This window comes from Vibrio sp. Y10_XG_PY6 (assembly GCF_024181795.1).
Lineage (GTDB): Bacteria > Pseudomonadota > Gammaproteobacteria > Enterobacterales > Vibrionaceae > Vibrio > Vibrio diabolicus.
The window spans coordinates 74,634-87,680 of the sequence record NZ_JAMZAQ010000003.1; the positions used below are offsets into that span (position 1 = coordinate 74,634).

Here is a 13,047-nt window from a genome sequence, read left to right on the forward strand (position 1 = left end):
TGTGTTTTCTATCATTGGATAACCAGTGGATAATTTCTATAAACAGAGTTATCCACAGGGTGGGGTTATCTTCGTGAATAAAATCGAAAAATTTACGCGACCTAGATCGAGCGAACAAGATAGATTCGGATCAGCAGTCATGGCATCCTAGGCAGATCTCTCAAGTACTGAATTGGATACAGACAATTATGGCAAGTATTCCTGAAAATCCGTTGATCCTTATCGACGGCTCTTCTTACCTATATCGCGCTTTTCACGCCTACCCGGGCACCATGAGCAATGGTGAAATTCCAACTAATGCCGTTTACGGTGTCGTGAACATGTTACGCAGCATGATGCGTCAGTTTGCGTCTGAGCGCATCGCGGTGGTTTTCGATGCGAAGGGAAAAACCTTCCGTGATGATATGTATGCAGAATACAAAGCTAATCGTCCGCCAATGCCGGATGATCTGCGTTGCCAAATTGAACCATTGCACAATGTTATTCGCGCGATGGGTTTACCACTGATCTGCGTTCCTGGTGTCGAAGCAGATGACGTCATTGGTACGTTGGCGCATCAAGCATCACAAAAGGGCATGCCTGTATTGATCAGTACTGGTGATAAAGACATGGCGCAGTTGGTGGATGATAATATTACCTTGATCAACACCATGACGAACGTCGTGATGGATCGTGAAGGTGTGGTTGAAAAGTTTGGCATTCCACCTGAGTTAATCATCGACTACCTAGCGCTGATGGGCGATAAAGTAGATAACATCCCTGGTGTACCAGGCGTGGGTGACAAAACAGCGACCGCACTACTGCAAGGTATTGGCGGTCTGACTAAGCTGTATGAAAATCTCGATGACATTGCTGCGCTCGGTTTCCGTGGCTCTAAAACCATGGCGAAGAAGCTCATCGATAACAAAGAAAATGCCATGCTGTCGTACGAGCTCGCAACCATTAAATTGGATGTTGAACTTGAAGAAACGCCAGAATCACTGCTGAAAGCGGAACCAAATAAAGACGAACTGGTGAAGCTGTATGGTCAACTGACGTTTAAATCTTGGTTGAACGAATTACTTGAAGGTGGTTCTGGGTCGGTAGAAGCTGTTGAGCTTGCTGGCTCTGCTCAAGCCTCCGCTTCTCATGCCGAGATGGAAACTTCCGCAGTGACAATCGACCGCAGCCAATATGAAACGATTCTGGATGAAGAAACCTTCAATGCGTGGCTAGACAAACTTCAAACGGCCGAGTTGTTTGCGTTTGATACGGAAACCGACAACCTAGATTACATGCTAGCGAACTTAGTTGGTTTGTCATTCGCTGTCGATGAAGGTATTGCCGCTTATGTGCCTGTTGCACATGACTACCTAGATGCACCTGAACAGCTTGATCGTGATTGGGTTCTAGAACAGCTTAAGCCAATTCTTGAAGATGCAGCGAAAGCAAAAGTTGGTCAAAACTTAAAGTATGATGCGTCTGTATTGGCTCGTTATGACATTGAGCTAAAAGGTATCAAGCACGACACGATGTTGGAATCGTACATTTACAACAGTGTCGGCGGTAAACACGATATGGACAGCTTGGCGCTTCGCTTCCTACAACATAGTTGCATTTCTTTTGAGCAAATTGCAGGTAAAGGCAAAAATCAGCTTACGTTTAACCAAATCGAGTTGGAACAAGCATCGCCATACGCGGCAGAAGATGCGGATGTGACCCTTCGTCTGCACAATCGCTTGTTTGCGAATATCGAGCAGGATGAAAGCCTGAAGACAGTGTACGAAGAGATTGAAATGCCGTTGGTGCCAGTTCTTTCGCGCATTGAACGCACCGGGGTCTTTATTGACGAAATGAAGCTGAGTGCGCAGTCGGTCGAGATTACCGCTCGCCTTGATGAGCTTGAAAAGAAAGCGTATGAAATTGCAGAGCAAGAGTTCAACATGAACTCGCCAAAGCAATTACAAGCCATCCTATTTGAAAAAATGGGTTTACCGGTGGTGAAGAAAACGCCATCAGGTACACCATCGACGAATGAAGAAGTTCTGCAAGAACTCGCGCTAGATTACCCACTGCCAAAATTGATTTTGGAATATCGCGGTTTGGCGAAGCTTAAATCGACGTACACGGATAAGCTGCCGAAGATGATCAACCCAACAACAGGGCGTGTGCATACTTCTTACCATCAAGCAGTAACCGCAACAGGTCGTCTATCTTCTACCGATCCGAACTTACAAAACATTCCAATTCGTAACGAAGCCGGCCGTCGTATTCGCCAAGCGTTTGTCGCACCATCTGGGCATAAGATCTTAGCGGTCGACTACTCGCAAATCGAACTGCGCATCATGGCGCACCTTTCTGGCGACCAAGCGTTATTAGATGCCTTCCGTGATGGTAAAGACATTCACGCGGCAACTGCGGCAGAAATTATGGGTCTGGATATTGAACAAGTATCGAGCGAGCAGCGTCGTCGTGCTAAAGCCGTTAACTTCGGGCTTATCTATGGCATGAGTGCATTTGGTTTGGCGAAGCAGCTTGGTATCCCTCGCGGCGAAGCACAAGCCTACATGGATAAATACTTTGAGCGTTACCCTGGCGTTATGCAGTACATGGAAGACACGCGCAGCACGGCTGCAGATAAGGGCTATGTCGAAACGATTTTTGGTCGACGTTTGCATTTACCAGAAATCAAATCGCGCAACGGGATGCGTCGTAAAGCTGCTGAACGTGCGGCAATCAACGCACCGATGCAAGGTACGGCTGCGGACATCATTAAGAAAGCGATGCTGTTGGTTGATCAGTGGATTCAGGAAGAAGGCAATGGCCGTGTGAAGTTGTTAATGCAAGTACACGATGAATTGGTCTTTGAAGTTGAAGAGTCATCATTGTCCGAAATTGAAAGTAAAGTACAGAAATTGATGGAATCTGCAGCAGAGCTAAAAGTACCGTTGGTTGCAGAAGCAGGGCACGGTGACAACTGGGATCAAGCTCATTAGTCACTTTTAGACCAAAATAACCCATTAATTATGAGCCAGCGCACAAACGCTGGCTTTTTTTTGCGATTAAAAAAGCTAGCGCAAAGTTAACTTTGATGTTGCTTAATAAAAATTTCATGAAAAAAAACTACAAAAATTCTTTGCAATTCTGACCAATTGTTGTACATTAATACTCGTAGGGTACAGAGGTAAGATGTTCTATCTTTCAGACCTTTTGTTTCACGTTATTGGATTAGGCTGATTCAGCCGCCCCAGTCAGCTTTTGACTGGGGCGTTTTTTATTGGGCGAAAGAAAATTTTTCTTTTTGTTCAATGTGTTGGGTTGGTAACGACTTGTCTTTATATTTCTCCCACCTTTAACCTATTGTCTACACTCCAATTTTCTTCAAAAACTCGCAAACTATTCAGTCTGTAAATTTATGCCAATCACACTATGATTTTTTCTTGAAGGAAACTAAGTTGACGTGAAAGTGGGTAGGTTTCTGTCTAACTTGTTGAATTGTATTTTCTTTATTGGTTATGGTTGTGAGTTAATTAAGCGAAAGCTAAAGTTGGGTGGCTTTTTAAGCTATTGAAATCATCCGATAGTTCAGCAATGCTTCGTCACATAACAATAATTACCAATTTTTCTCTCCCGTTATCCCTGCCAGGAAGGTGGGGATTTTTATTGTCTGTTATTTAGCTCAGATAAACAAAAGCCCCACCAAATGGTAGGGCCGTGTCGAAAAAATTTAACAAATATTGTTAATTATTCTTCGTCGCTTGTTGGGGTATCCAGTTCGTCTTCTTCTATCAGGTGCGCGAGCGCCGGTGCAAACCAGGTATCTAGTTTTGCGCGCAGCTGATCAACGCCTAATCCTTTAAGGGAAGAGAACACATCAACGGAAACGTCGCCACCGAAAGTTTCCACTTGTTTGCGAACTTTCAGCAGGGTTTGTTTGCGTGCGCCACTTTTTAGTTTATCTGCTTTGGTTAGCAAAACTTGCACAGGAATGTGGCTATCGATGGCCCAGAAAATCATTTGCTGGTCGAGATCTTTCATTGGATGACGAATGTCCATCAGAACCACTAAGCCTTTTAGGCACTCGCGTTTCTGTAGGTATTCACCTAAAGATTTCTGCCATTTGTTTTTCATCTCTACCGGTACTTGAGCAAAACCGTATCCAGGTAGATCGACAATGTGACAACCTTCTTCTACTTTGAAAAGGTTGATTAATTGCGTACGACCAGGTGTCTTTGATGTCTTGGCTAAGCTTTTTTGATTAGTTAGACGGTTAAGTGCACTCGATTTACCAGCGTTTGAGCGTCCTGCAAACGCAATTTCGACACCTTCGTCTTCCGGTAGGTGACGAATATCGGGTGCGCTGGTGATGAAATGCGTATTTTGGTAATGAATTTTTACGCTCACTGTTAACTCCATCTCGACTTTGTGTAGTCGATTGATTACTTTTTTGTGAAAATGTGTAAAATAACCGTGCTCGGCATAAGGTCGCCTATTGTACCATGAGTGTACGCGGTATGTTCACATTCCGTGGTACTGGAAGCTTGATAATTATAATGGAATGTCATGAAGAAATTAGCGCTAATTTTGAGTCTTTTAGCCAGTTGCTCAGTATGGGCCCAAGGTAATATTGAGGCTGGTAAAGCAAAATCACAAACCTGTGTCGCCTGTCACGGAGCAGATGGCAACAGTGCAATAACAACGTACCCGAAACTCGCAGGCCAACACGCTAAGTATCTTGAGAAGCAGTTAAAAGAACTTAAGCTAGGCATGACAAGTGGTGGTAAACAAGGTCGTTACGATCCTGTAATGAGTGGTATGGCAATGCCACTGAGCGATGAAGATATCGCAGACCTATCTGCTTACTACGCTTCGCTACCAGTTTCAGAAAACTCAACACCTGAAGATGTGGTAGCAAAAGGCAAAACGCTTTATACCGCTGGTGATGCCGAGCGTGGCCTAACCGCATGTATTGCATGTCATGGTCCTCGTGGCAATGGTACTGAGCTTTCAGGTTTCCCGAAAATTTCTGGTCAGCATGCTGACTACATCAAAGCTCAGCTAGAAAAATTCCGTGATGGCGACCGTGGTAATGATATGAATGCCATGATGCGCGACATCGCGAAGAAAATGACAGACGAAGATATCGAAGTGCTGTCTAAATACGTTGGCGGTCTGCACTAATATACCTAAATCGCTCAAGATCCTGCATCTTGAGCTGGTTGGGTAGATGTCCCTACATCGTTCGAGCAACTTGTACAAAAATGCCCTAGTGAATCCACTAGGGCATTTTTGTTCGTGACAGATATCACAGTCGAGTTTGGATGCGAAAGCGATAGTTGGCTCGGCAGTTTGTGAGACATTTGCCATACTTGATGTTGGCTTTTTCTTGTTAGTGTTTTTAAGTTTTTGATTAAATAACAATTTTGATATTTTTAGAAAATGGGCGGATTATTTTTTCAACCCATTACTTGTGAGCATCGCGGGATGGCGTAAAGTAGAAGTCGTTCACAGGGGGTGAATGTAAGGATTTAAGAGCACGGTTTAGGTCTCCAAGGATGTAGCTCGGATGCTTGGTGATTTAGAAAGGGATTTAGATAGGTAGGGAGCCTATCTGATAAGGATGGTCATCTCGTCTGACGGTTAAGACAGTGAAACGGATCAGGCACAGGAAGTTGCTCAGTAGACAGGAAGTAAACGGATAGCCAAAACTCATCAGGAAGATGAAAAACAACTCTTTTTGGCAGGGAAAGCTCGAAAAACAAAGGGATCATTGGTGCACCAAATGTGTGCAACACAGTTTCGCCAATTGATGGCACTTAGAAAGCGACAGTCTGACTGTCGCTTTTTTTATATTCTTTTCCCTTGGTAAGTCGCAATCTGAATTACGATTACTGCACTTATTTACTTCGATGGGTTGTAAACAAAGTTTTTTAACAAAAATTGCTGAAAAAATGCTCAGCAACACTCCAATCTGAGTTCACTTTCTGGTATGTTTCGCATCCCTGTTTGAGGAAGTCAGCATGCATACCTGTCCTTTATGCCAAAATCAGCGTACTCACCACTATTTTGAAGATAAGCGACGTGAATATCTTCAATGTGAGCAGTGCAGTTTGGTGTTTGTGAATCCAGACCAACGTTTGGATGCGGAAACCGAAAAAGCTCACTATGATTTGCATGAGAACAACCCTGAAGATTTAGGTTACCGACGCTTTTTGTCGCGTATTGCTGACCCGATCACAGAGCGAATTTCTCCACAATCAAATGGTATCGACTTTGGTTGTGGTCCTGGCCCAACGCTCTCCTTGATGCTGGAAGAGGCGGGGCACAACATGGCGTTGTACGATCTCTACTACCACCCTGATACGTCGGTTTTAGAAAAAACGTATGATTTCATGACAGCAACAGAGGTGATAGAGCACCTCTACCACCCAGATTTGGTGTGGAAGCAATGGTTGAATTTAGTTAAGCCAGGGGGCTGGATAGGCCTGATGACGAAAATGGTCATCGACGTGGAGGCTTTCAAATCATGGCATTATAAGAACGATCTCACTCATGTAGTGTTCTTTAGTCGTGACACGTTCCAGTTCCTAGCAGAGCGGGATAAGCTCGAACTCGAATTTATTGGTAATGATGTAATTTTACTGAGGAAACCCCAGTAATGAGCCGTAGTAAAAAATCTAGAAAGCCAGGTGCCGCTGGCGCACCTGAGTTTGTTGTAACTCGTAACCGTACAGAATCTGATGTGGAAGGCCGCCTACGCAAGCGTGCTAAAAAGCGCAAAGGCTTGAAAACGGGTAACCGTAACTCAGAAGTTAACGAGCAGAAAAAGCAAGCTGCTGCACAAAACCGCGACCCGCGTTTAGGCAGTAAAAAGAAAATTCCTCTGGTTGTTGAGCCTGCGAAGAAAATGACGAAGCAAGAGCGTCGTTTGTCGGCAGAGCAAGAACTAGAGATGCTAGAAAATGACGCGCAATTGAACGTGTTGCTAGACCGTATTGAAGCGGGTGAAAACCTAGGCACAGGTCTACAGAAATACGTCGATGAGAAGCTCGATCGCATTGAGAAGTTAATGGACCAACTAGGTTTGTTGGAACCTGAAGAAGAGGAAGACTTCACTGCTCCTGCTGAGAAAAGCACGCGCAATGATGATGACTTGCTGGCAGATTTCGACGACATTAACTTCGACGACTACAAAGGATAATTAAGCTATGAATGTAACCTTATTAGCTATTGCTGGTGTTGTGATTATCATCGCACTTGCTTCTTATGCAGGTTACCTTCTGCTTCAATTGAAAAAGCAAAAGGAATTGCAGCTAAAGCATCAAAAATTGGCGATAGATAAACGTAACGCCAACATTTTTGAGAATGTGCATACCTTGTGTCAGGCGGGTATTCAAGGCCAATGCGATTTATCTGAAATCAGTATTCGTGTGTATAACATCATGGATTATGTACAAGGTGAAGACCGTGTCGATTTCGATAAAACGTACCCTGCAATTTCTGAGCTTTACCATATCGTGAAAGATATGGCACGTGGTGAAGAACGCCAACAACTTGCCAAGAAAGAGCGTATGCAACAGAACTTGACGCGTCATAAAGCGGAAAGCCGCCTCACTGATGCGATCATTGAGGAGCTCAAAGTGTTGCAGAAAAACGTCCAGCCACTGAATAATCAAATCAATATTCAGATGATTTAATAGTTACCCCCAATGGTTTCCTTATGACTGTTGGGGGTATCGTGATCACGCTAGCACTTCTTTAGTTTTATAATTAAAAAGCCAGTCGGCGTTGCCACGCTTGTCATCGTCGTATGGCAAAATAGCGGCTCTGAATATCGGGTGACGGCTTTCGTTGCCCTAGCATTTAACGGAAAGTACCACCATGTCGAATCAACACACTGAATCGAAGCAGCAAATCGTCTGGGATCAAGCGGTATTGGATAAGTACAACTATTCCGGTCCTCGCTACACGTCGTACCCAACGGCGCTGGAGTTCCATGAAGCGTTCACCATTTCTGATTATGATATGGCATGCACTCAGTACCCAGACCGCCCATTATCGCTGTACGTGCACATTCCGTTCTGTCACAAGCTTTGTTACTACTGTGGTTGTAATAAAGTCATCACGCGCCACTCGCACAAAGCGGACGAATACCTCGATGTGCTTGAGCATGAGATTCGTCAACGTGCAGCTTTATTGGTGGGCAGAACGGTAACGCAATTGCACTTTGGTGGTGGTACGCCAACGTTCCTTTCTGAAAAGCAAATTACACGCGTAATGAGCCTGTTGCGCCAAGAGTTTACCTTTAGCAGTGATGCTGAAATCAGTATCGAAGTTGACCCGCGTGAAATTCAGATCACCATGTTGGATCACCTGCGTAGCGAAGGCTTTAACCGCTTGAGCATCGGTGTTCAGGACTTCAACAAAGAAGTGCAAAAGCTGGTGAACCGTGAGCAAGATGAAGAGTTCATCTTTGCGATGGTTGCGCGCGCAAAAGAGTTGGGTTTCCGTTCGACAAACCTAGATTTGATCTACGGCTTGCCAAAGCAAACCAAAGTCTCTTTTGCCAAGACGTTAGAACAAGTACTGGAAATGCAGCCGGGCCGTCTGTCCGTATTTAACTACGCGCACATGCCACAGCTATTTGCAGCGCAGCGTAAGATTAAAGACGAAGATCTGCCTAAAGCAGAAGAGAAGATGGCGATTCTGCAAGACACCATCGCGACACTGACTGGTGCTGGCTACCAGTTCATCGGTATGGACCATTTTGCATTGCCTGATGACGAACTTGCCGTTGCTCAGCGCGAAGGTATTTTGCATCGCAACTTCCAAGGCTACACCACACAAGGTGAATGTGATTTGGTTGGCTTTGGTGTCTCTGCAATCTCGATGATCGGCGATGCATACGCGCAAAACCAGAAAGAGCTGAAGAAATACTACGCTCAAGTCAACGAACTTCGTCACGCACTGTGGAAAGGGGTCTCGCTGGACTCTGATGATTTGCTACGTCGCGAAGTGATCAAGCAGCTGATTTGTAATTTTAAACTAGACAAGAAAGCGATCGAGTCTGAGTTTAAAGTGAAGTTTGATCAGTACTTTAAAGAAGACTTGCAGCTACTTCAGACCTTCATCAACGATGAGCTGGTGGAAGTGGATGACAATGAAATTCGTGTGACGCTGCGAGGTCGTTTGCTGATCCGTAATATTTGTATGAGCTTCGATAAGTACCTGCGAGCGAAGGCGCGTCAGCAACAATTCTCTCGTGTTATCTAATCATAGACGCCGATTCAAGATATAAAAAAATGCCAGCAGATGCTGGCATTTTTTTATGTTTTCGCTGGATTTAAGCGCGATCTTTTACTTTTGCTTTCAGTTCCGCTTTTTCTGCTTCTGAAAGGAATGCAATCTCAAGACCATTGATTTGTGCTTGGCGAATCTGGTCTTGGCTCAGACCAGCTGCTGGTGCCGCTACTTCGTATTCGTATGGCAGCTCGATACCTTCAACCGCTGGGTCGTCAGTGTTCAGACACGCAAGAACTCCATGCTCTAGGAACTGTTTGAGAGGGTGGTTTTCTAACGTTTCTACCGTGCTTGTTTGATAGTTTGATGTTAGGCAAGACTCAATACCAATGCGGTTTTCTGCTAGGTAATCCATCAGTTTTGGATCGTGGATCGCTTTTACGCCGTGACCGATACGAGTTGCGCCCAGCTCATTGATTGCTTGCCACATGCTCTCTGCACCTGCTGCTTCACCAGCATGAACCGTTACCCCAAGGCCAGCGTCGCGTACTTGTTTGAAGTGAGACACAAAGCGATCGCCTGGTTGGCCCAGTTCGTCACCCGCCAAGTCGACAGCAACGATGTGATCTTTTTGGCTCAGAATGCCGTCCAGTTCTTGTTGGCACGCGTCGGTGCCAAATGTGCGGCTCATGATGCCGATCAGGTTGGCTTTCACGCCAAAATCGCGCATACCCGCTTGCACACCGTCCACGACTGCTTCAACAACACCCGCTACTGGTAACTTGTGTTTCATTGCCATGTAGTATGGTGAGAAACGCAGTTCAGCGTAATCGATTTGAGCGTTTAGTGCGTCTTCCACGTTTTCGTACGCCACACGACGACATGCATCTAGGTCGCCCAGTACCGCAACACCCCAGTCGAGCTTAGAAAGGAAAGCAACAAGAGAGGGTTCCGCTTCGACAATTTGAACGTGAGGAGTTAGAGACTCAATATCGTACGCTGGCAGAGCAATACCAAATTTTTGGCCAAGCTCAAGAATCGTTTTAGTACGAATGTTACCGTCTAGGTGGCGGTGCAAATCAGTAAGAGGAAGGTTCTTCGTTATCATTATGTCGATCCGGATAGTTATGAACTGGAACAGGGCCCAAACATCATCTGTGACAATACATGGGTAAGATTTGCAGTTAAGTATAAATAACAGTTAGGTAGATTGTCAGTAGAGGATGACTAGGAAATCAACGATTCTCGCTCTTTTCTACTTCATGTTAACCAAATGTGTTGGCCACTCTTCTAGTGGCATTGGACGGCTGTAATAGAAGCCTTGCACTTGGTTGCAGCCTAAAGAGCGTAGTAATTGTGCTTGATTGCTATCCTCTACGCCTTCTGCGACGACATTGGTTTTGAGGCCCGCGGTGATATTGATGACCGCAGCAACGACCGAACTGTCTAAGTTTTCTTGCGTGAGTTGATTGATGAAGGTGCGATCAATCTTCAAACAAGTAAATGGCAGTGAGTGAAGATAACCCAGTGATGAGTAACCGGTACCGAAATCATCGATCGCGATACCAATCCCCATATCACGCAGTTTGGTCATATTTTCCAGTGTGGTTGGTGCGCTATCAATAATGCGCGACTCGGTGATCTCCAGTGTTAGGTTACTGGCGGGTAATTTTGTGATATCCAATACGTTGGTCACCGTATCGACAAAATCAGGGCAGGACAGTTGATTAACGGAGATGTTCACATGCAGTTGGAAGTCTGATGGCCACTGATTACTTTGAATGGCTTGGTATGTATCGCGGCAAGCTTGTAACAGAATTTGTTGGCCAATGGCTTTGATCATGCCGCTTTCTTCTGCGATTGGAATAAAATCTAATGGTGACACCATTCCTGAGTCACTGTGCCAGCGCGCCAGCGCTTCTGCGCCACACACATTACCACTAGCGAGATCCACAATAGGTTGATAATGAGGGACAAATTCTTGGTTTTCGATGCCAGTTTGAATCTTAGTCAGCATTTGGGTGCGGAACTTTGAAGCGCTTGCCAGTTCAGGGCTGTAATGACAGACACCGGTCAGTGAGTCTTGCTTGGCGTAGCTTAATGCGATGCTGGCGTTGCGAAGCCACAGCGGCATGGTTTCATTTGGTTGGGTTTGCACAATGCCAAGTGAAATCTTCATCACTACATTCTCACCTTCCACCATAAATGGGGTGGAAAAGAGTTGCTGTAATCGACGCTCGGTTTGTTTAACTTTGGCTTCAGTATCGGCGTTTGAGAGAAACACTGCGAACTCATCACCGCCAATCCGAGCCAGTAACGCGTTATCACTAAACTCTTGTTTTAGCCTTTCTGCGATGCTGACCAACAGTTGATCACCGTTATGATGACCCACACTGTCGTTGATATCTCTAAATTTGTTGATACCAAGTAAAAATAAACTGCCGTGGCACAGGTGAGATTGGTTCTCACAGATTTCGACCAAGCCCTGACGACTGTATAAGCGTGTCAGAGAGTCATAAACCAACTGCTCACGCAACGCTTTAAATGAGGCTCTGAGGTTACTCGTCATCTCATTAAAGGCATGCACAAGTACCGTTGTCTCATACACATAACCAGGTTTTGGCATACTGCTGTCCCAATCGCCATTCGCAAGGTGTTGGGCGGCGTCGGCCGTCGCGTTAATCGGTCTGGTGACTCGGTTGAAAATGATCCAACTGATGGCGATACCAAATAAGCTGACGATAAATCCGACCAGCCAACTCTTTTGTTGGCTTTTCGGCAATGTACCCAGCAACTCGGATTCAGATATAGAGGTGCCAATAAACCATGTTAAACCGTTTTGATCTCGGTATGGGGTTAGTCGGCTGAAAATACGTTGGCCGTCATGCTCAAATGAAAAGGTGTAAGGTTGCTTAGTATTGTTGAGATCAAACGACCGAACGCGGCTCGCACTGATTTTGATGATCGGATCTGCGTTTTCAGCCGCAAACAAACGCTGCCCTTTATCAGAAAACTTTGTGCCCCATGAGATAACGCTTCCCGGGCCTGAGTGAGCGATTAAACGATGCTCTGGGTCCATGATGTAGACCGAAGCTTTGGTGTTGTATTTTAACTCACGTAGAAATTCGTTAAATGTGTTGATGCGAATGTCTGTCACCAACACGCCAGCAAATTGGTCGTGTTTATACACCGGTGTCATGGCTGACAGCGTAATATCCTGGCGTTCATCGGCATTCGTATAAATCTCAGACCACATCGAGGTTTGAGTCTCTGCGACGGGCGTATACCATGGGCGAGTGCGAGGATCGTATGGAGAGATAACCGTTCGAATGCTATTACTCACATGGTTGGTGCCATAAATAATCAGATCACCATCGGTATATCGATCTTGAACCATTAAGGTGTAATCGTCGGAAAGCTCGCGGCGGAACCCGGCAAAGTCACCGCTTTCTGAACCAAATGCGATGACATCCAACTGCGGTATCGATTGGTAAAGGTTTTTGAATGCACTCAGCAGGTAGCTTTGAATATCTGAGGTGTCGTGAGGGTGATAAAGGTTGTGATAGCTGACGTTATGTGCGAGAGCCATAACTGCAGTAAACGGCTTGCGCAGATAGCTATTAAGGTGGTCGTGGACACTTTCGGTTAACACGGAAAGTTGTTTGTCGCTGATATCTGTGACCACTTCTTCGTAGCTTTGTTTTTGGACGTAGACAATGACACCGATCGCCAGTAAGAAGATCATGACAAATGGAATGAGAACAGCGGTACGCAGTGTAATTTGAGTCGTAGCAGTAGACATTGCCTAATCACATAGATGGTGGTGCG

The 13,047-nt window shown here is 45.3% G+C and carries 9 protein-coding genes; 6 read left to right on the plus strand and 3 right to left on the minus strand.

Going from position 1 to position 13,047, the window contains the following annotated elements; genetic code table 11:
• Positions 1–188 precede the first annotated feature (188 nt).
• A complete protein-coding gene (gene polA / locus NL644_RS16410; RefSeq protein ID WP_006741776.1) occupies positions 189–2,975 on the plus strand; it encodes a DNA polymerase I in 2,787 nt (928 codons plus the stop codon).
• A gap of 748 nt (positions 2,976–3,723) precedes the next feature.
• Here polA and yihA read toward each other — a convergent pair.
• Positions 3,724–4,383 carry a ribosome biogenesis GTP-binding protein YihA/YsxC gene (gene yihA, locus NL644_RS16415; protein WP_104971129.1) on the minus strand — a complete coding sequence of 220 codons (660 nt, stop codon included), beginning with the start codon at positions 4,381–4,383 and terminating at the stop codon, positions 3,724–3,726.
• Positions 4,384–4,542: 159 nt separating this feature from the next.
• Here yihA and NL644_RS16420 point away from each other — a divergent pair, with 159 nt between their 5' ends.
• From NL644_RS16420 to hemN, 5 genes are all read left to right on the plus strand, one after another.
• Entirely contained in the window at positions 4,543–5,160 is a 618-nt protein-coding gene (locus tag NL644_RS16420; RefSeq protein WP_005379248.1) for a cytochrome c, read from the plus strand.
• 839 nt (positions 5,161–5,999) lie between these two features.
• The gene (locus NL644_RS16425) at positions 6,000–6,638 is read left to right on the plus strand and encodes a class I SAM-dependent methyltransferase (RefSeq protein WP_005394454.1); all 639 of its coding nucleotides are present in this window, start codon (positions 6,000–6,002) and stop codon (positions 6,636–6,638) included.
• Positions 6,638–7,180, plus strand: coding sequence for a Der GTPase-activating protein YihI (gene yihI, locus NL644_RS16430; RefSeq protein WP_005394455.1), 543 nt, complete (start codon positions 6,638–6,640; stop codon positions 7,178–7,180). The genes NL644_RS16425 and yihI overlap by 1 nt, the downstream gene beginning before the upstream one ends.
• 7 nt (positions 7,181–7,187) lie before the next feature.
• Entirely contained in the window at positions 7,188–7,676 is a 489-nt protein-coding gene (locus tag NL644_RS16435) for a DUF2489 domain-containing protein (RefSeq protein WP_005379254.1), read from the plus strand.
• A 184-nt stretch (positions 7,677–7,860) separates the two neighbouring features.
• Entirely contained in the window at positions 7,861–9,252 is a 1,392-nt protein-coding gene (gene hemN, locus NL644_RS16440; RefSeq protein WP_109168673.1) for an oxygen-independent coproporphyrinogen III oxidase, read from the plus strand.
• A gap of 70 nt (positions 9,253–9,322) precedes the next feature.
• Here the strand turns inward: hemN and add are convergent, their stop codons facing one another.
• Positions 9,323–10,327, minus strand: a complete 1,005-nt coding sequence (add, locus tag NL644_RS16445) for an adenosine deaminase (RefSeq protein ID WP_005395038.1) — start codon at positions 10,325–10,327, stop codon at positions 9,323–9,325.
• Positions 10,328–10,474: 147 nt separating this feature from the next.
• Positions 10,475–13,021 (minus strand): EAL domain-containing protein, encoded by a 2,547-nt coding sequence (locus tag NL644_RS16450; RefSeq protein WP_005395037.1) that lies wholly within the window; start codon positions 13,019–13,021, stop codon positions 10,475–10,477.
• Between the last annotated feature and the right edge of the window lie 26 nt (positions 13,022–13,047).